The organism is Prevotella sp. C0026C3 (assembly GCF_056590795.1).
Map to the genome: position 1 here is coordinate 47,934 of NZ_JBWPWW010000013.1, position 19,679 is coordinate 67,612.

Annotated in this window: 18 protein-coding genes, 2 tRNA genes and 1 pseudogene; 8 read left to right on the top strand and 13 right to left on the bottom strand. The window is 42.7% G+C overall.

The window, feature by feature from the left end; all coding sequences use genetic code 11:
- Window positions 1-13: 13 nt before the first annotated feature.
- Window positions 14-433, top strand: coding sequence for a hypothetical protein (locus tag AC1EK4_RS08900; RefSeq protein ID WP_480357957.1), 420 nt, complete (start codon window positions 14-16; stop codon window positions 431-433).
- Window positions 434-505: 72 nt separating this feature from the next.
- Here AC1EK4_RS08900 and AC1EK4_RS08905 read toward each other — a convergent pair whose 3' ends face one another.
- The 3 genes from AC1EK4_RS08905 to AC1EK4_RS08915 form a co-directional block, all read right to left on the bottom strand.
- Window positions 506-1,237, bottom strand: a complete 732-nt coding sequence (locus tag AC1EK4_RS08905; protein ID WP_036897997.1) for a YebC/PmpR family DNA-binding transcriptional regulator — start codon at window positions 1,235-1,237, stop codon at window positions 506-508.
- A 38-nt stretch (window positions 1,238-1,275) separates the two neighbouring features.
- The gene (pheT, locus tag AC1EK4_RS08910) at window positions 1,276-3,744 is read right to left on the bottom strand and encodes a phenylalanine--tRNA ligase subunit beta (RefSeq protein ID WP_480357959.1); all 2,469 of its coding nucleotides are present in this window, start codon (window positions 3,742-3,744) and stop codon (window positions 1,276-1,278) included.
- Between the two features lie 102 nt (window positions 3,745-3,846).
- Window positions 3,847-4,470 (bottom strand): cytidylate kinase-like family protein, encoded by a 624-nt coding sequence (locus tag AC1EK4_RS08915; protein ID WP_062434454.1) that lies wholly within the window; start codon window positions 4,468-4,470, stop codon window positions 3,847-3,849.
- Between the two features lie 427 nt (window positions 4,471-4,897).
- Here AC1EK4_RS08915 and ypfJ point away from each other — a divergent pair, with 427 nt between their 5' ends.
- Window positions 4,898-5,776 (top strand): KPN_02809 family neutral zinc metallopeptidase, encoded by an 879-nt coding sequence (ypfJ, locus tag AC1EK4_RS08920; protein ID WP_062434378.1) that lies wholly within the window; start codon window positions 4,898-4,900, stop codon window positions 5,774-5,776.
- Between the two features lie 113 nt (window positions 5,777-5,889).
- Here ypfJ and AC1EK4_RS08925 read toward each other — a convergent pair whose 3' ends face one another.
- The 4 genes from AC1EK4_RS08925 to AC1EK4_RS08940 form a co-directional block, all read right to left on the bottom strand.
- Window positions 5,890-6,594, bottom strand: a complete 705-nt coding sequence (locus AC1EK4_RS08925; RefSeq protein WP_036897988.1) for a DUF2461 domain-containing protein — start codon at window positions 6,592-6,594, stop codon at window positions 5,890-5,892.
- Between the two features lie 7 nt (window positions 6,595-6,601).
- Window positions 6,602-7,252, bottom strand: a complete 651-nt coding sequence (gene nth / locus AC1EK4_RS08930; protein ID WP_036897985.1) for an endonuclease III — start codon at window positions 7,250-7,252, stop codon at window positions 6,602-6,604.
- A 101-nt stretch (window positions 7,253-7,353) separates the two neighbouring features.
- Complete coding sequence (locus tag AC1EK4_RS08935; RefSeq protein ID WP_036897983.1) at window positions 7,354-7,965, bottom strand: OmpH/Skp family outer membrane protein; 612 nt, start codon at window positions 7,963-7,965, stop codon at window positions 7,354-7,356.
- Window positions 7,966-7,989: 24 nt separating this feature from the next.
- Window positions 7,990-8,184, bottom strand: a complete 195-nt coding sequence (locus tag AC1EK4_RS08940) for a hypothetical protein (protein WP_036897980.1) — start codon at window positions 8,182-8,184, stop codon at window positions 7,990-7,992.
- Between the two features lie 93 nt (window positions 8,185-8,277).
- On the opposite strand from AC1EK4_RS08940, the gene AC1EK4_RS08945 reads away from it, so the two are divergent.
- Entirely contained in the window at window positions 8,278-9,735 is a 1,458-nt protein-coding gene (locus tag AC1EK4_RS08945; RefSeq protein ID WP_036897977.1) for an aminoacyl-histidine dipeptidase, read from the top strand.
- Window positions 9,719-10,096 (top strand): hypothetical protein, encoded by a 378-nt coding sequence (locus tag AC1EK4_RS08950; protein ID WP_036897974.1) that lies wholly within the window; start codon window positions 9,719-9,721, stop codon window positions 10,094-10,096. Before AC1EK4_RS08945 ends, AC1EK4_RS08950 begins: the two co-directional genes overlap by 17 nt.
- Before the next feature lie 48 nt (window positions 10,097-10,144).
- On the opposite strand, the gene AC1EK4_RS08955 is transcribed toward AC1EK4_RS08950, so the two are convergent.
- Window positions 10,145-10,657 carry a sigma-70 family RNA polymerase sigma factor gene (locus AC1EK4_RS08955; protein WP_480357963.1) on the bottom strand — a complete coding sequence of 171 codons (513 nt, stop codon included), beginning with the start codon at window positions 10,655-10,657 and terminating at the stop codon, window positions 10,145-10,147.
- A gap of 217 nt (window positions 10,658-10,874) precedes the next feature.
- Here AC1EK4_RS08955 and htpG point away from each other — a divergent pair, with 217 nt between their 5' ends.
- The 3 genes from htpG (at window position 10,875) to AC1EK4_RS08970 (ending at window position 13,174) form a co-directional block, all read left to right on the top strand.
- Window positions 10,875-12,929 (top strand): molecular chaperone HtpG, encoded by a 2,055-nt coding sequence (gene htpG / locus AC1EK4_RS08960; RefSeq protein WP_062434395.1) that lies wholly within the window; start codon window positions 10,875-10,877, stop codon window positions 12,927-12,929.
- A 66-nt stretch (window positions 12,930-12,995) separates the two neighbouring features.
- Window positions 12,996-13,072 (top strand) — tRNA-Arg (locus AC1EK4_RS08965).
- A gap of 28 nt (window positions 13,073-13,100) precedes the next feature.
- Window positions 13,101-13,174: transfer RNA gene (locus tag AC1EK4_RS08970), tRNA-Arg, on the top strand.
- 55 nt (window positions 13,175-13,229) lie between these two features.
- Here the strand turns inward: AC1EK4_RS08970 and AC1EK4_RS08975 are convergent.
- Both AC1EK4_RS08975 and AC1EK4_RS08980 read right to left on the bottom strand, forming a co-directional pair.
- Entirely contained in the window at window positions 13,230-15,149 is a 1,920-nt protein-coding gene (locus AC1EK4_RS08975) for a heavy metal translocating P-type ATPase (RefSeq protein ID WP_480357964.1), read from the bottom strand.
- A gap of 11 nt (window positions 15,150-15,160) precedes the next feature.
- Window positions 15,161-15,367, bottom strand: a complete 207-nt coding sequence (locus AC1EK4_RS08980; protein ID WP_480357966.1) for a heavy-metal-associated domain-containing protein — start codon at window positions 15,365-15,367, stop codon at window positions 15,161-15,163.
- A gap of 411 nt (window positions 15,368-15,778) precedes the next feature.
- On the opposite strand from AC1EK4_RS08980, the gene AC1EK4_RS08985 reads away from it, so the two are divergent.
- Window positions 15,779-16,345 (top strand): helix-turn-helix domain-containing protein, encoded by a 567-nt coding sequence (locus tag AC1EK4_RS08985; RefSeq protein WP_062434457.1) that lies wholly within the window; start codon window positions 15,779-15,781, stop codon window positions 16,343-16,345.
- Window positions 16,346-16,403: 58 nt separating this feature from the next.
- On the opposite strand, the gene AC1EK4_RS08990 is transcribed toward AC1EK4_RS08985, so the two are convergent.
- From AC1EK4_RS08990 to AC1EK4_RS09000, 3 genes and pseudogenes are all read right to left on the bottom strand, one after another.
- Window positions 16,404-17,744, bottom strand: a complete 1,341-nt coding sequence (locus tag AC1EK4_RS08990; protein ID WP_036900772.1) for an MATE family efflux transporter — start codon at window positions 17,742-17,744, stop codon at window positions 16,404-16,406.
- 182 nt (window positions 17,745-17,926) lie between these two features.
- A complete protein-coding gene (locus AC1EK4_RS08995; RefSeq protein ID WP_062434398.1) occupies window positions 17,927-18,709 on the bottom strand; it encodes an SDR family NAD(P)-dependent oxidoreductase in 783 nt (260 codons plus the stop codon).
- A gap of 160 nt (window positions 18,710-18,869) precedes the next feature.
- Window positions 18,870-19,601 (bottom strand): annotated as a pseudogene (locus AC1EK4_RS09000) (IS30 family transposase); the annotation flags it as partial.
- Window positions 19,602-19,679: the final 78 nt, after the last annotated feature.

The following is a 19,679-nucleotide window of genomic DNA, read 5'->3' on the forward strand; positions in this document are numbered from 1 at the left end:
CAAACGAAACGATATGCAAGTTTCAACATATTTAGTCATCAGACGATGTGTGTTTATCATGGGTGCCATCGTAGTTCTTGCATCATGCCATGAGAGTTTAGAAGACCGTGCAGCCAGAGAAGCGAGTGAATACACTCGTAAATACTGCCCTACTCCGGTTGTCAACAACACTCGTACCGACAGTGTTGTATTCAATAAGCAGTCTAAAACTTATACTTACTACTGCTCGTTCACGGATAAATTTGACAATGCAAAGGTGATTCAAGATAACAATAAGAACATCACCGACGGACTCTTGAAAGCCATCAAAGACAATTCGGGTATCAAAATATATAAAGAAGCCGGCTTCAACTTCCAATATGTGGTTCACTCGGCACAAACTCCAAACACGGTATTATACCAACATAACTTCACCACAAAGGAATATAAATAATCTCAAACAATAAAAAGGGAAAAAGCATCTAAGCCTTTTCCCTTTCCTATTTCATACCTTAAGAGTTGTATTTTACTCCTCCGCAGGTTTCATATTCGTGTAAACGTTCTGCACATCATCGAAGTCTTCGAGGCGTTCTACCATTTTATCAATTGTCTCGCGCTCCTCCGGAGTAACGTCTTTCAAATCGTTTGGAATACGAGTAAACTCGGCAGAAGTAATCTCGAAGCCATTCTCTTCCAGATGTTTCTGAATATCTCCGAAGCTTGTTGGTTCACCATAGATGGTTACTTCGTTCTCTTCTTCATCCTCATCGAACTCATCTTCCACTCCAAAGTCAATCAAGTCGAGAATCAATTCTTCCATATCCAAGCCCTCTTTCTTCTTGAAAGAGAACACAGCCTTATGGTCGAACAAGAAGCTCAAAGAGCCCTGTGTCCCCATATTACCATTGAATTTATTGAATACAGAACGTACATCACCTACGGTACGGGTAGTATTGTCTGTCAAAGTATCAACAAAAACAGCTACTCCATGAGGTCCATAGCCTTCGTAAGTCACCTCTTTGTAGTCGCTGGTATCCTTGCCCATAGCGTTCTTGATAGCACGCTGAATATTATCTTTAGGCATGTTCTCACGCTTACAAGTAGCGATGATGGCACGCAAACGCGGATTATTCTCAGGCTCCGGACCACCGGCTTTAACAGCAATAGCGATTTCCTTACCTAACTTCGTGAACGTTCGAGCCATATGGCCCCATCTTTTTAGCTTTGCAGCTTTACGATATTCAAATGCTCTTCCCATTGGAATTCTATAATATAATTGTTTTTATAATGTTCTGATTATCTCAATTCTGCATTCAGTTTTGTTGTCAACTGATGTATCAACTTACTCATGATAGCCTCTATCTGCTTATCGTTCAGTGTCTTCTGCTCGTCTTGTAAGATGAAGTTAACAGCATAACTCTTCTTACCGGCAGGCAGATTCTTACCCTCATATACATCGAAGAGCTCTACCTTCTTCAATAGTTTCTTCTCTGTCTGTTGGGCAATTTGCTCTATCTGAGAGAACTCTACGCCGGCATCAACCAACAAAGCGAGGTCGCGACTTACAGCAGGATACTTGCTTATCTCTTGATATTCAAGTTTGTTTTTGCTCACGGCTTTCACCACTGCATCCCATTCTATATCAGCATAATATACTTCCGAATCGAGACCAAACTTCTTCTGCAAGGCCTTGATTAGGATACCTAACTCTGCAAGCACCTTACCACCACGGTTTTCAAGACGCAATCCATGAGAGAAGATATTATTCTCACTCTTCTTCATTACGACACTACCAGCCGGTACACCCAAACGATTGAAAATATTCTGTACATAAGCTCGCAACTCATAGAACGACATATCTTCATTCGGATGAATCCAACTGCCTTCTACATGCTTACCTGTCAGCCACAAGCCAAGGTGCGAACGCTGTACATAACCACGAATAGGAGCATCCTCGGTTTGGCGTTCTTTCTCGAATGTATAGCAATTACCAAACTCAAAGAATTTCAGATTAGTCTGCTTTCTATTCACATTTCGCACGAGACTTTCGAGTCCACCGAACAGCAATGTCTGGCGCATCACGCCCAAATCCGCACTTAGTGGATTCATCACCTTCACCGTGCGAGCCTCCGGATAAGCGTTAAGTTCCTGCTCTGTATAGTAAGCAGTCTTGCTCAACGAGTTGTTTAAGATTTCGTTAAAACCACATCCAACAAGCTGTTCGCCTATCAAATTCTCCAGTTTATGCTTGGTATCGCCATCACTGGCAACTGTCAACGAACTCTTCAACTGAGTAGGTATCTCGATATTATTATAGCCATAAATACGGAGAATATCCTCTACCACATCGCAAGGACGCTGTACATCCACACGATAAGCAGGTACTTGAAGCTTCAAGCCCTCTTCATCTTCGGACACAATCTCCATTTCCAAACTTGTAACGATACGCTTGATGGTATCTTTACCAATCTGCTTACCGATGAGACGATCGCAATATTCATACTTCAACTCTACATCAAAGCCCTTGATAGGTTCAGGATAAACATCCTTAATTTCCATAGACACCTTGCCACCAGCCAACTCTTTACAAAGAATAGCAGCTTGTTGGAGTGCATAAATAACTCCATTAGGGTCTATACCACGCTCAAAACGGTAGCTGGCATCCGTACTCAAACCATGGCGGCGTGCACTCTTGCGAATCCATGTAGGATGGAAATAAGCGCTCTCCAACACCACATTGCGTGTTGTCTCGTATGTTCCACTACCCCTTCCACCAAAGATTCCGGCTATACACATAGGATCTTCGGCATTGCAAATGCTCAAATCGTGCTCGCCCAATTCGTGTTCCTCGCCATCCAGTGTCACAAACTTAGTACCTTCTGGTTGCGTGCGAACTACGATCTTGTGCCCTTTTACCATGTCGGCATCAAAGCAATGCATGGGTTGGCCATAAGCCATCATGACATAATTGGTAATATCTACTATATTATTAATAGGACGAAGACCTATCACGCTCAATTTATTCTTCAACCACTCTGGACTTTCCTTCACCTCGCAGTCGCTGATGCTCACACAAGCATAACGCTTGCAAGCATCCGTATTCTGTATCTCCACGTCAATGGGCAGATCGTGGTTGTCTACTTGGAAAGCTGATGTATCAGGACGATGCAGACTGGTTTCATACCCATTCTGCAACAACCAAGCATACAAATCACGAGCCACACCATAATGACTCAACCCGTCGCTGCGGTTAGCAGTGATATCTACCTCTATTAACCAGTCACTTTCTAGATGATAATATTCTGCAGCAGGCATACCCACCGGTGCATCTTCGGGCAACACGATGATACCATCGTGAGATGTTCCCACTCCGATTTCATCTTCAGCACAAATCATTCCCAATGATTCTACACCACGCAATTTACTCTTTTTGATGGTGAACGAGTCGTCACCATCGTAAAGCACGCACCCCAAATCGGCTACGATAACCTTTTGTCCGGCTGCCACGTTGGCTGCTCCACATACGATTTGCTGTGGCGCTTCCTTGCCTAAGTCTACTGTAGTAACGTGTAAATGGTCACTGTTTGGATGTGCCTCACAGGTCAACACCTTACCAACAAACAAGCCTTTCAGCCCTCCTTTGATGGTTTGTACCTCTTCTAGTGAACCGACTTCAAGTCCACAAGAAGTCAACGCGTCCGCTGTCTCTTGAGGAGTGAGATTAAAATCGACATATTCTTTAAGCCATTTATAAGAAATATTCATTATATAATGATTTTTATGTATACTCAAAAACGTTGCAAAAATACGAAAAAATCAGCACTTTGCAAAAAGTTTTCTACTGTAATACTGCCCCGAAAAACATTTTTATGAGTCAATAAATCGCATCAATAAATCTACGACACCACTCTGCCCATACTTTCCTACGTTTAATGTCAAATCGTAGTTGTGCACATCATACCACTCGTGCCCTGTGAAAATCTTGGTATAAAGTTGTCGCGTATAGTCGTTATCGTCTATCATCTGCATAGCCTTTTGCTCGTCTACACCATATCGTTCCATGATACGCCGAACTCTATAATCACGCGAAGCATGCACAAACAGCTTCAAAACGTTAGGCGTATCCTTGAAAATATCAAATCCACAGCGACCTATTATCACGCAAGATTCACGACTAGCTATCTCGCTCATGGCCTTACCTTGAGCAAAAAACAATTGTCGAGACGTGATATCGCGAGGGGTAACATGATACTCGTTCATAGCCATAAACGACTGATAGAAGTGTGTAAAGTCGTCCCACCAAGATGGGCGGCGCTGCTCCAAAGCCTCAGCCTCTTCTTTAGACAGGCTGAACCTATCGGCCACAGCCTGTAACAGCTGCTTGTCTATCAACTTCACTCCGAGCCTTTGAGCCAGCTCTTCACCAATAGCATGCCCACCACTACCAAACTCTCGATTTATCGTAATAATAAATTTTTCGTTCTTATCCATAGCTTTTAGTATTAGTTCCACATTCGGTTGCTCTACGCAAATATAACGAATAAATCGTTAGAATGCAACGATTACGATTCAAGTTTCTATTTTTCCATGTGTAAACAAATTGTATTTACCACAGAACTCAATAACTTATAAATCCATAAACTTAAAAACTAACCTCACTGCAAGGGCTTCGCAGCATCGCTGCATCGACTCTTCAACATCGCTGCAAAAGCCAAACAGCAAGACTGCCAAGGCCTTGCAGCATGGTAAAGAGTGATGAGTTAAGAGTGAGAAGTGATGAGTTGAAAGGGAAAAAGTAAAGAGACAAGAAATAAAAGCACGATAATCAAAGAGAGAAAAATCACACCATTACGATGCTGTATTCGGATTTTTTGCGTAAGTTTACAAAATACATTAACATAGTTTTAGAATAAGAGTTATGAGATTATCAGGTAGACGCGAGAGCAACAACGTTGAAGATCGCAGAGGAATGAGCGGAGGTGCCAAGGCTGGTATAGGTGGTATAGGAGGTATTATCCTCATTGCCATCATCACATTCATGTCGGGTGGCAACCTTGGCGATGTCGTTAACAACGTCGTACAACAAGGAGGATTGGAACAATTACAAGATCAGACCTCACCAAGAGAGGAACAATCGTTCGCTCCGGAAGAGCAGGAATTAGCTAAATTCTCACGCCAAATCCTTGCAGGAACAGAAGATGTATGGACCGAAGTGTTCCAAAAGATGGGGCGTAAATACACACCTCCTACGCTTGTACTGTTCACCTCACAAGTTCAAAGCGCTTGCGGTAACGCATCGGCATCGGTAGGTCCGTTCTATTGTTCGGCCGACCAAAAGCTTTATATAGACCTTTCGTTTTTCTCACAGATGAAGAGTCAACTAGGGGCTGAGGGCGATTTCGCCTACGCTTATGTCATAGCCCACGAGGTAGGACACCACGTAGAACACCTATTAGGAACACTCGGCAAAGCCCATCAAGCCATGAACTCGATGAGTAAAGCCGATGCCAATAAGGTAAGCGTACGACTGGAACTATTGGCAGACTACTATGCGGGCGTATGGGCACACTATGACAACGAAGAATACAACAGTCTGGAAGAGGGTGATTTAGAAGAGGCTATTAACTGTGCACAGGTAATTGGAGACAACTACTTGCAAGAAAAAGCACGTGGATATAGTCAACCGGAGAGTTTCACCCACGGAACTAGCAAGCAACGCATGAAATGGTTGAAACTCGGTATTGAGACCGGTGATATGAATACGACTACATTTGATAAGTCGGATGCAGAATTATAAGGGCATTATCGTAATTTAGCTAAAATACTAAGCTACAAAACTATTGGGGATTAAACGAATTTGTCTACATATAAAAAAGAAAAGACTAAACTCGTTTAACTCCCATTTTCATTTTATTCGTAGTCATCTATGACGCTGTTCATAAAGTCCATCATGGGCTTGGCAACCTTGAATACCTTCACACTCTCAGCTATCCAATTCTCCTTTTCAAACAGGGTAGCCGGCACATATTGCCAACACACATAATCTTTCATGCGTAGATAAGGTACTAATTCCGAATCACGAGGAAATCCTTTCGGTGCAGTCTTCAGACGAGTCATGCCGAATCCTTTGCCCGACTTCACCTCCATATCACCCTCATTGGCGTAGCCGAAGGTCTTGACAAAGGCACCATTCTCCACACACTTGAGCCATGCCTCGGTATTACCAAGAATCTCATTGCGACACGAGGTAAGTATATTGGTAGGCAACCAATATGCTCCACTGGCAAGCATACAGCCATCCGGAGCTATATGGAGATAATAACCGGCATGGAGACTCTTCTTTCCTTTGGCACTGACATAAGCTCCGAAATGAGTCTTGTACGGACTCTTATCCTCACTGAAACGTGTATCTCGATAGAAGCGATAGGTACAATCTTTAGCCGTCAGATAACTAATTGAAGGGTCAAACTTGGCTATTGCCAAAATAAGTTGGTCTACACTCTGCTCGAAATCAGCTTTACAGGCCTCGTATTCTGCTTTGTGTTCTTGAAACCACTCGCGATTATTATTGGCTGCAATGGCCTGCAAAAACTTATTGATTCTCCTTATATCCATACATTATTTATTCTAATTTACTTCCTTCCAACAGTTTAGGACAGAACGAATCGAATGGACACACTTCGCATTTAGGACGTGCACTCTGGCACACATAGCGTCCATGCAGCAACAACCAGTGATGTGCATTGGGTATATCCTCGTCGGGTATGCTCTTCATGAGGACTTGCTCAACCTTCAAAGGAGTGTTAGCCGTCTTGGGGACGAGCCCTAGTCGATGGCTCACCCGATAGACATGGGTATCAACAGCCATTGTTGCACGACCAAACCAAACGGCTTGAAGCACGTTAGCAGTCTTACGCCCCACTCCCGGAAGTTTCACTAAATCAGTCATTTCGCTAGGTACTTCTCCGCCGAAATCGCTCACTATCATACGCGACATCTCTACCAAATGCTTGCTTTTGGCATTGGGATAAGACACACTTCGCACATATTCGAACACCTCTTCGGGCTCGGCTTGCGACATGGAGCGGGCATCCGGATAGTGGCGGAAGAGTTCCGGAGTCACCTCATTGATACGTTTATCGGTGCATTGTGCACTGAGCAATGTGGCAACGAGCAGTTGGAAAGCACTGCCGAATTGCAATTCTGTGCCCACACTAGGCTTCTCGCGACGAAAATAATCGAGTATATACTCGTATCGTTCTTTTCTTGTCATAATACAAAAGTACAAAAACAAATGACAGCAAGCACTGATTATAGACAAAAAAAAAATACCCTCTCGAAACGAGAAGGTATTTAATATTTAGAAATTGTTTCTTACTTTTTATCAGCTCCAGCCTTTACTGTAGACTTGTAAGCTTTGTTCAAACCTGCAATTACCTCGTTGGTAATATCGTATGCCTTGTCTGCATAGAGTAGGTTATCACCGGCCTTACTCAAGATAATGCTGTACTTCTTATCTTGATTGTAAGTCTTCAGATAGTTCTGAATGCTATCGCGTAAAGCCTTATTATACTTATCGGTCTCTACTTGAAACTCACTACTTAGACGCTGATTAAGAGCCTGTAAGTCGTTGTTCTGCTTCTGAAGACCGGCTTGGATAGCCTCAGCCTGCTCACGAGTGTAAGCATTCTGCTGTACTTTTTGCTGGAAGTTGGCAGCCGCAGCCTGCAATTGCTGGTTCTTGGAAGCCAATGTATTCTGAATATTCTGCCCCTTCTTCTGAAGGATAAGAGAGAATTCTTTGCAGAACTTATATTGTGTCATGATACTATCTACTTCTACATAAGCTATCTTCAAGCTTGTAGGAGCAGGCTGAGAAGCCTCAGCTTTGTTATCTACTTTAGGAGCTGACTGATTACATGAAGTCATGGCAAGAATTGCTGTAGCAGCAAGAGCCATATTGAGAAAGATGTTTTTCTTTTTCATTTGTATTTTATTTAATTATGATTCTTAATATGCCTTGTTCGCAGCTCTAGCCTCTTTGTCCTGATCTACGACGCAATGAATACCTTGTTTACGCAAGGCAGCACTGTCATGGATATGCTGAGAAGCAAACTTTCCGTTCTTCTTAAATATCAATTTCACGCTCAACAAAGCTATAGAGATAGCAATTATTAACACGCTCATTAATAATGTTTGTACCATTTTTATTACTTTTGCAGAATAAGATGTACCCTTTTAGTACGTCGCAAAGGTAATATAAAACCATAAAAGGACAAAATAAAATAACATAATTAAATGAATAAAAACGAATTAAAGCCTGCACACATTTTTGAACAGTTTGCAAAAATAAATCAGATTCCGCGTCCCTCGAAACACGAGGAGAAAATTATAGAGTATTTAAAAGAGTTTGGTAAGAGTCATGGACTAGCTACCAAGGTCGATGAGATAGGCAACGTGCTAATATCTAAGCCGGCAACCAAGGGCTACGAAGACCGCGACACCATCATCCTACAAAGCCACATGGACATGGTATGTGATAAATTGGTGGATGTAGACTTCAACTTCTTGACCGACCCTATACAGACTTATGTCGATGGAGATTGGCTCACAGCTAAGGGCACAACGCTCGGTGCTGACGACGGTATCGGGGTGGCTATGCAGTTAGCAGTGCTAGAAGACGACCAAATAGAGCACGGTCCACTAGAATGTCTCTTTACTCGTGACGAGGAAACCGGTCTTACCGGCGCCCACGGATTGGCTGCCGGATTCATGACTGGAACCCAATTAATCAATTTGGATTCAGAAGACGAGGGATTGATATTCGTCAGTTGCGCGGGTGGCCAAACCACACATGCCAAGTTTAAGTTTGACCGTGAGGATGCTCCGGAGGGCTACTTCTTCCTAGAGGCATCGCTAAAGGGACTGACAGGCGGGCACTCCGGGGACGATATTAACAAGAAACGAGCTAATGCCATCAAAATTTTAACTCGCTTCTTATACCTTACCAACGAGAAATATGGACTGCGTTTAGCTTCTTTCAATTCAGGAAAAATGCACAATGCTATCCCTCGTGACGGCAAGATTATATTCGCTGTCAAGAGCGATATGAAGGAAAATGTAAAGGCAGATTGGAATGTTTTCGTATCGGAAGTGGAAGAAGAGTTCCACGTAACCGACCAAGCGATGCAGTTTGCCATGTCAAGTACAGACGCCGTAAAGGTGCTACCTCAGGACATTTCCAATAAGTTCATCTTGGCCATGCAAGCCATTGACAACGGAATATTCACCATGTGCCAAGACGAAGCCATCTCTTGGTTGGTCGAAACATCAAGCAATGTTGCGAGTGTACAGACTTCTGACAACGAGATTTACGTCGTTGCAAGCCAGCGTAGTAACGTAATGAGCAACTTAGAGAATATGACCAATACTGTCAAAGCGGCATTCCAATTGGCCGGTGCAGAACTTACCGTCACCGATAAGTACCCTGCTTGGAAGATGAATCCAGACAGTAAATTGACCAAAACCGCTGTAGAAAGCTACAAGAGATTATTTGGTAAAGAACCGAAAGTACTGGGTATCCATGCAGGTTTGGAATGCGGACTGTTCTCAGAGAAGTATCCTAACGTAGATATGGTGAGCTTCGGCCCAACTCTTCGCTACGTCCATACACCCGAGGAACGCCTCTATATTCCAAGCGTACAGATGGTTTGGGATCATTTGATAGACATTCTCAAGCATGCAACTAAAAAATAAGACTGTATCATACATGGCCATTGCCTTCATAGCAATGGCTCTTTCCTCATGCGGAATGAAGCATCGGGCAAAGGGTTTGGTAGAAAATTACTTGGCCAATAACCTCGTAAACCAAGACATTGCAGCCCTTACGGTCTCTGATGTAGACTCTTCTTTCTACATCACACCGGCTGTCATCAAACGCATGGAAACGAATATTGCAACGCAAAAATCATTCAAGAAAGGCGTCAAATTCAAGACTTCGCCCAATAAAAAAGTGCTCTTCGTACGGGCAAAATATGTCAATGGGACAGACACTTTGAAGCAAACGTTCTATTTCGATGACCAATTGACAACGGTTATTGCTTGCAAAAACAACTAAACAACAATCCCTCGATGAAGCGAAATGCACATCGAGGGATTGTTGTTTTTATGAAGCCAGCATCCGACGCACGTACTGTCGCACCTCTTTTCGGGCTGTTCCAAGTCTGTTTTCAACGCTCTTATAGTTCATATGTAATGTTTGGGAGATTTCAGATACTTGTAATCCCTCGTATAGACTCATTCTATAGATGTGTCGGTGCTTGTCGCTCAAGCGGGCAATACCCTTCTCCAGTATCTCCCCTATTTCATTTATCGAATATACAGAGACCGGATTACTTTGGCATCCCTGCCATGCTAGATAGTGTTCGTATTCCTCTACATAGCGTAAATGACGCCAATAATCATATATCAGATTGCGGGCTACCGTGTAGACAAGACTCGGTAATGTGATAGCTGTAATCATCTTGCCTATTGACAATATCTTTAAGAAGACATTCTGAACAATGTCTTCCGATGTTTCTTGACTCAATGAATGCTTGCATACAAATGCTAGTAGTTCGTCGTAGTGCTGAGTATAGTAATCAGCTATTAGGTTGTTTGTTTCTTTTAGATTCTCCATGATTAACGCATTACATTGGAGTTGAATAGCTATTGCAAAGATAGTATTTTTTCTAGACGGCTCACACAGAAAACCATTAATTCTATTTAAATGAATCAATTTGATATATTTTTCTAACATTTAATATAATGTAGGCATACGGTATCTAACAGATAGCAAACCAATTTGGCACAGTCTTTGCATGGAATGAGTAGAAAACACTAAACTATATTGTATTATGCAAAAAGGAAATATCGGGGTTACAACAGAGAATATATTCCCTGTCATCAAAAAATTTCTCTATTCTGATCATGAAATCTTCCTTCGCGAGATGGTCAGCAACGCTGTTGATGCCACACAAAAGATTAAGACTTTGGCCGAAAAAGGAGACTTTAAAGGCGAGTTGGGCGACCTTACCGTACAAATAAAACTAGATACTGAGAAGGGAACCTTGACTATTAGCGACCGTGGTATCGGCATGACCGAAGACGAGATAGATAAATATATCAACCAAATTGCTTTCTCCGGCGTCAACGACTTCCTCGATAAGTATAAGGATAACGCCAATGCTATCATCGGACACTTTGGACTTGGCTTCTATTCCAGCTTCATGGTGAGCAAGCAAGTAGAAATTATTACCAAGAGCTATAAGGAAGGTTCAAAGGCTGTTAAGTGGAGTTGCGATGGCAGTCCGGCCTATACTATAGAAGAGTTAGAGAAAGTTGACAGAGGTTCCGACATCATTTTGCACATCGACGACGACTGCAAAGAGTTCTTAGAGAAGAATAAGATACAAGAACTACTGAACAAATACTGTCGCTTTATGCCTGTTCCAGTAGCCTTCGGAAAGAAGAGTGAATGGAAAGATGGTAAGATGGTAGACACCGAAGAAGACAATGTCATCAACAACATTGAGCCACTTTGGACCAAAACTCCGTCTACATTGAAGGATGAAGACTATAAGAACTTCTATCGTGAACTGTATCCTATGCAGGACGAACCTTTGTTCTGGATTCACCTGAATGTGGATTATCCTTTCAATCTGACGGGTATCTTGTACTTCCCGAAGATCAAAGCGAACATCGAATTACAGCGCAACAAGATTCAATTATATTGCAATCAGGTATTCGTAACCGACCAAGTAGAAGGTATCGTACCTGAATTCCTCACCTTGCTGCACGGTGTAATAGACTCTCCGGATATACCTTTGAACGTGAGCCGCAGTTATCTCCAAAGCGATGCCAACGTCAAAAAGATTTCTACTTATATCACTAAGAAGGTAGCCGACAGACTACAAAGCATCTTCAAAGAAGACCGCAAGGCATACGAAGAGAAGTGGGACGACCTCAAAATCTTCATCCATTACGGTATGTTATCACAAGAAGACTTCTACGACAGAGCCAAAGACTTCGCCTTATTCAAGGATGTAGACAATAAATACTACACTTACGAAGACTACAAGACACTTATCAAGGACAACCAAACAGATAAAGATGGCAACTTGGTATATCTGTACACAAATAACCAAGAAGAGGAATATACCTATATCCAAGCAGCTAAGCAGAAAGACTACAACGTACTGTTGCTCGATGGACAATTGGATTCTCCGATGGTTTCCATGCTGGAACAAAAGTTTGAAAAAAGCCGTTTCACTCGTGTAGATGCCGATGTCGTTGACCGCCTCATCGTTAAAGAAGACAGCAAGAAAGTCGAACTAGAAGAGGAAAAGCGTGACAATTTGTCACAAGTATTCAAGTCGCAGATGCCTCAAATAGGCCAAGCCGACTTCCAAGTAGAGGTACAAGCACTCGGACAAGAAAGCCAACCGGTGCTCATCACACAGAGCGAATACATGCGCCGAATGAAAGAAATGAGCAAGTTCCAAGCCGGTATGAGCTTCTATTCACAGATGCCCGACAGCTACACCATCGTACTCAACAGCGACCATGCACTCGTTAAGAGTATCTTGGAAGACTGCGAAAACAAAACTACAGAGGCCTTAAAACCCATTGTCAGCGAACTCAAAGGCTTGCAAGCACGTCTCGCTGCCCTCCATCAGAGCCAATCCGGCAAGAAACCGGAGGAAATTACACAAGACGAGAAAGACGATGTTAAGAACACAGAGGAAAGTATTTCCAACGAAAAGAAGAAAAAGACAGAGGTCATTGCCAACTATGCAAAGGACAATTCTATCGTACATCAGTTGATAGACCTAGCTCTTTTGCAAAATGGAATGCTTAAAGGACAGGCTCTAGATGCCTTTTTAAGACGTTCTGTGGAACTTATCAAATAAAAAGTAAGCGAAAATTTGGTGGTACAAAATAAAGTTACTACCTTTGCATTCGCAAATTAAGAACGGGGCTCCGTAGCTCAACTGAATAGAGCATCTGACTACGGATCAGAAGGTTCCGGGTTTGAATCCCAGCGGAGTCACCACTCTTCTTAATAGCAATACTTATGGATTGGCTTCGTAGCTCAACTGAATAGAGCATCTGACTACGGATCAGAAGGTTCCGGGTTTGAATCCCAGCGAAGTCACAAAAAGAGACGAGCATCAGCCCGTCTCTTTTTTGTTATTATATCATCTATACCTTTACGCAAATCTTAATCGCAGACTATTCAACACCACACTCACACTAGAGAAAGCCATCAAAGCGCTTGCCCACATCGGAGTGATTTGGAAATCGATACCAAATAAATGGAGAATACCGGCCGCCAACGGTATACATACGATATTATAGACAAACGCCCAGAACAGATTCTGCCATATCATACGTACCGTTTTCTTGCTCAATCGAATGGCTTCCGGTATACGTTGCAAATCGTCAGTCATCAAAGTCACTTGCGCTACATCCATGGCTACGTCCGTACCGCGCCCCATGGCCACACTCACATCGGCCAAAGCCAATGCTTGAGTATCGTTGATGCCGTCGCCAACCATAGCCACGCGCTTTCCCTCGACTTGTAGCTTACGCACCAAATTCTCCTTATCCTGCGGCAATACCTTACTATAATAATGCTTAATACCAGCCTTCTCGGCCCAGTAATGAGCCGCCTCTTCCTTGTCACCACTCATCATATACACCTCGACACCCATATCTTGTAATTCTTTCATCGCCTCACACGCATTAGGTTTCAGTGTCTCTCGCTCTTCCAAAGGCAGGTCGTCGGCCTTCGTGAAATCTATATTTTGATTTGGAATCGTAATGGTACCTGTCTTATCTATCACCATAACATCCACCATTCGCATACTTTCTAGGGCTGTTGCATCCTTGATGAGCACATTTTTCTGCGCTGCTTTCCCTATACCAACCATCAAAGCTGTCGGCGTAGCCAATCCCATAGCACACGGGCATGCTATCACCAACACTGCCACAGCCGACAAAATGGCCTGTGGAAGAGCAGCATTGCCCCCTACAGCCCACCATATTATAAAAGTTAGCAGGGCTATGGAAGCCACTACCGGAACAAAGATAAGAGCAACTTTGTCGACGATTCGCTGCACAGGAGCCTTACTTCCTTGAGCCTCTTGCACCATCTTGATGATGTGAGCCAAGGCCGTATTCTCCCCTATCTGGCGTGCCCGGAAGCGCAATTTGCCCTGTTGAAGTATCGTACCAGCCAACACTTTGCTCCCCATTTGCTTGAGAGTAGGTGTTGGTTCGCCCGTTATCATCGACTCATCTACGTATGCTCCACCTTCCAACATGAAGCTATTAGCCCATGTCACATCGCCATCTACCGGTACTTTCTCGCCCGGATGCACCTCCAACACATCGCCCACGGTAATGGTAGAGATAGGAACTTCCTCTATCTCCTCACCTTTTACCACATGAGCAGTCTTGGGCGCGAGTCCCATCAAAGTCCGAATACTCCCGGCCATACCATTCTTTGCCCTCTCTTCCAAGAGTCGACCGGTGAGTACAAATGTGATAATCATCACCGAGGCGTCAAAATATGTGTGCCATTCAATGCCTCGCGTGCCCCACACCGTCGCACCCCAAAAGGTGTTGAACACACTAAAAAGAAAAGCAATAGAGGTACTCAACACCACCAACGTGTCCATATTAGCTGCCCTATGACGTATCTGTTTGAATGCCGAGACAAAAAATCCACGACCACAATACACAAAGTTGGCCAAGGCAAGAAGCATGGCTACTTGATTGGCAGCGCTGCGATTATTGATAACTATCCACCCCATAGAGACCGACATCACCAATAGCGAGAATATCCATGATAGTATTGTCTTACGTAACAACAATTGATATTCGCGTCGTTCAATCTCAACGACACTGCGGTCTGACTCGATAATCATATCGTAACCAATAGCATTGAGCTCACTCTTCATCTTTTCGAGCGAGATGACTTGCGGGTCGTACTCCACCAAAGCCGAACGACTGGGCAATAACACCGATGCCATACTGATGCCTTCAAGTGCATTCAACCTTCGCTCCACATTGGCCGAACAAGCCGAGCAAGCCATACCGACAACCGGAATCGTTCGTTTTTCCATACTCGGTTCTCCTATCCTACAAACTCATAGCCGGCATTATCGACAGCCGCCTTGATATTATCAATTGCCACCAGAGCCTCATCAAAATCAACCATCAAACTCTTTGCTTCCAAATTAACCTCAGCACGAGCTACTCCGATAATTGCCTTTACTGCATTCTCTACATTAGCTTTACAATGTACACACTTCATACCATTCACTTGAAACGTCTTATTCATAACTTCCTCGATTTATTATTAAACAATGTTTTAGACAGAAAAGCGTAAGAAGCAAGAATGTTATTCTTCTCATCTATATTCTTCTGTTGCTACAAAGATACTAGATATATCCCCCATTTATGTTACGTTATTATGGATATAGTTTATAATATTCTGCCAACAAAGATTATATAGACTCTCAAACTTGCCTATTTGTCAATTCGTCTACTTCATAACTACGAAACTGCAACGGCTCAGCAATTTTGCTGAAGTGGCTTGGCAGGAATACTGAAAAGCCTAGGCAGCAATGCTGCCAAGCCCTTGCAGCCATTTGAGCATTTAAGTTTGTGAGTTTATTAGTTATTAAACTGGAAGAATAACCATCCACTTTGATTTGCCTATTTCCGCAAGTCTATGTATCTTTGTGACAAGATGGAGACAATATTATATATTAAAAATATGGTTTGCGATCGCTGCGAGATGGCAGTATCGCAAACTCTTCAAAACCTTTCCCTGCACCCTTTAAGTGTGGAATTAGGCGAAGTACACATTAGCAATACATTAACTGATGAGCAGAAAGCAACACTCCGCAATCGATTGGAAGCCTTAGGTTTTGAATTACTCGATGACAGACGCCAGCAGACTATCGAACAAATTAAGTCAGCTATTATAAAATTGGTTCATTATACCGATAGCAACAGAAATATGAACTTGAGCGACTATCTGGCTCACCAACTGCATAGCGACTACAGTTTGTTAAGTAAATTGTTCAGTGAAGTGACCGGACTGACCATCGAGCGCTACTACATCATGCAGCGTATTGAACGTGTAAAAGAGTTGATAAAATACGACCAACAATCTCTTACAGAGATAGCCAACCTGTTGGACTATTCCAGTGTGGCCTATCTAAGCAGTCAATTTAAAAGCGTAACCGGTATGACACCAACCCAATTCAAAGCATTGAAAAAGAATACAAGGAAAGGATTGGATAAAATATAAGGAGCAAAGCATCCTACTTAATCACTCTCCCAAAGAAAGAGGTAATATGAATGAGAAATCATCTCTTAGGAAAAAACTCACGATAAGTATAAATCATGACGGGCACAGTAATCAAGAATGAACAAGCATCACTCCATGCCTGACACATCTCTACACCTTTCAAACCAAAAAAGAAAGGAAGCATTAGAATAAGCGGGACAAAGAACAAGCCCTGTCGAGCAGCGGCCAATATATTAGCACGAAGCGGTTTCCGGCATGTTTGAGTAAGCATATTGCTCGTCACTATCACCGCCAATAAAGGTAATGTGACCAATTGCCAATTGAGTGCCACAGTACCTATTGCAATCACATCAGGTTCGTTACGGAACACAGCTATCACATCATTACTAAACAAAAAACAAATAATAGAAAAGACCAAAAGGAACATCGTGCCCACTTTCACCGTAAATCTGTAGGCACTCCACAACCGCTTGTAGAGCTTAGCACCATAGCAGAAACCACAAAGAGGTTGGAATCCCTGTCCCAAACCTATGACAGCCGACATCACAAGCATCGTTATTCGACTGACGATACTCATGGCTGCAATGGCTGCATCGCCATATCTACCTGCCACAACATTCAATGAAATCGTAGCAACACAACCTAATCCCTGTCTAGACAACGAGGGAGAGCCTCCATAGAATATCTCTTTCAAAGCCGTACGAGAGGGAGAGAAGTTTCTCAAACGAATACTGATATTCTGCGAACGATGGGTCATATGGAGAAGAATACAAAAACTTACAGTCTGTCCTATAACCGTAGCGACCGCAGCTCCGGCCACTCCCATATCGAAGACAAATATAAATAGAGGATCGAGCAACACATTGATAAGAGCACCGGTGACGATACCATACATGGCTAGACGTGCATTTCCCTGCAATCGCATTTGATTATTGAGCGTCAACGACGACGTTAGCAGAGGGGCACCAAGTAAGATAATACCCATATAGCGTTCGGAATAAGGCAGAATAGTAGGCGTGCTACCAAGCCATATACAGAACTGCGTGAGCAACAACTCACCTATCACAAGGAATACAAGACCGAAAAATAGCGATAAAAAGAACCCGGTGCTGGCCATTCGCTCGGCATTCTCTATACGCTTAGCCCCTAACTCTCTAGAAATATAATTGCCCGAACCATGCCCAAAGAAGAAGCCAAAAGCCTGAATAAAAAACATGACAGAGAACACAATGCCTACCGCTGCTGTGCTTTGTGTATCGATTTGTCCCACAAAAAACGTATCGGCAATATTGTAAAGACTGGTAACCAGCATACTTACAATTGTAGGAAGAGCCATCGTTATAATCACACGATGGATGGGAGCCTCGGTCAAATATGTATAATTATCTTGAATCATCATTGTTTATCTGCATATTAAAAGGACGTCACAGGATGTGACGTCCCACAGAAAGACAGGTTGGAGGACCTGTTCTTGTTAGTCCTGAATTCCTCCTTTACCTAATCTAGGACCTATTGTAGCTTAAAAGCTATTTTTTACAAAACACAAAGTCATCCTGTACTTTCATTAAGTTGCAGTCCTCTTTAGGACAAATGTTCTTCACGGTTCACATCACGACTGATTGTGTAACCGTTTGCTTGATGTGTAGCCAATACCAACACTTCGGCAATCTGTACATGTTCTGGGGCTGATGCAGCATAGAATGCCACGTCGGCGATATCATCTCCGTTCAAAGGATGAATCCCCTCGTATACATGCTTTGCTTGTTGCTGATTCCCATGGAAACGTACAACGCTGAAATTAGTCTCTACTAATCCCGGCTTGATATTGGTTACTCGCACGCAAGTATCTACCAAATCTACCCGTAAACCATCGGTCAAAGTCTTGACAGCAGCTTTAGTTGCGCAATATACATTGCCTCCGGCGTATGCCACATCACCTGCTACACTACCAATATTGATGACATGTCCACGATTTCGCTCTACCATTCCGGGTACAATCAGACGTGTCATGGTGAGCAAACCCTTGATATTGGTATCTATCATTGTCTCCCAATCGTCTTCATCGCCCTCATATTCTTTGGTCAAACCCAAAGCCAAACCAGCATTATTGATAAGAACATCGACAGTTTTCCAATCTCCATCCAACGACTCTACTGCTGTCTTTGCCGCCTGACGGTCGCGCACATCAAACTTCAACAGTCTGACTTCTGCACCATCTTCTTCTAACAAAGCCTTTAACCTCTCTAACCTTTGCTCATTACGCCCTGTCAATATCAATCGGTAACCACCTTGTGCGAACTTGCGAGCACATGCCTCACCGATTCCACTGGTAGCACCTGTAATTAAAACTAGTTTAGTATTCACTTAATCTGTATTTTATTTTTAAAAAAGATACTCTTAGTTTTATTCTAAAATATTTTATTACAAACATAATAAAAATATAGATACGCGATTCTAAGCTTAACATTATTTAACAAAATAACAATATTTTCGAGAGACGTGAATTCAACAAGCAAGTGCAAATTTACTTAATTAGTTCGTAAAAGCACTCATGTGGTGTTCTAAATTCTAATTTCTTTCTTGGTCTCATGTTAATTTTCTTTGAATACTTTGTTATTTGTTGATGACTGACATGCTCAAACGTTTCTTTTTTTGGCACGTATTGTCTAATCAGTCCGTTAGCATTTTCTATAGCCCCTTTCTGCCATGAAGCGTATGGGTCAGCAAAATAGACGGTGACACCAAGGCTTTTGCTTATCATTTCATGGCAAGCGAATTCTGTACCGTTGTCCGTTGTAATAGACTTGACATGCTCTTTGAATGGAGATAGCAAATGTATTACAGTGCGTGCTAACTCCTTGGCATTCTTTCCCTTTTTAAGTTTTCTCATAAATAGTATATTTGTACTGCGTTCTATCAGTGTCACAATAGCACCATGATTTCCTCTTCCAACAATTGTATCCATCTCGAAGTCCCCAAAGCGTTTTCCGTCAACTTCAGTAGGTCTCTCGCTGATACTTGTTCTATTGGGTATGGATATACGTCTGCTACCAACAGGCTTGGCACGATGCTTTAGCTTGTGACGACAGAGTTTATATAGTGTTCCACCTTTTGCCTTGTCCTTACGTATCATACGATATATGGTTTCATGGCTAATATACTTGCCTTCCTTAGCCAATACACCAGATATTTGTTCCGGAGACCATTCTTCTGTGATAAGAAGACGTTTCGCCTCATCCATAACATCCTTTTTGATTTATTACTGTCCGGTAAACCTTTTCCACATATAAAAGTTAAGGGCTAAAATCCGTATTTGGATTTCAGCCCTTTTTGT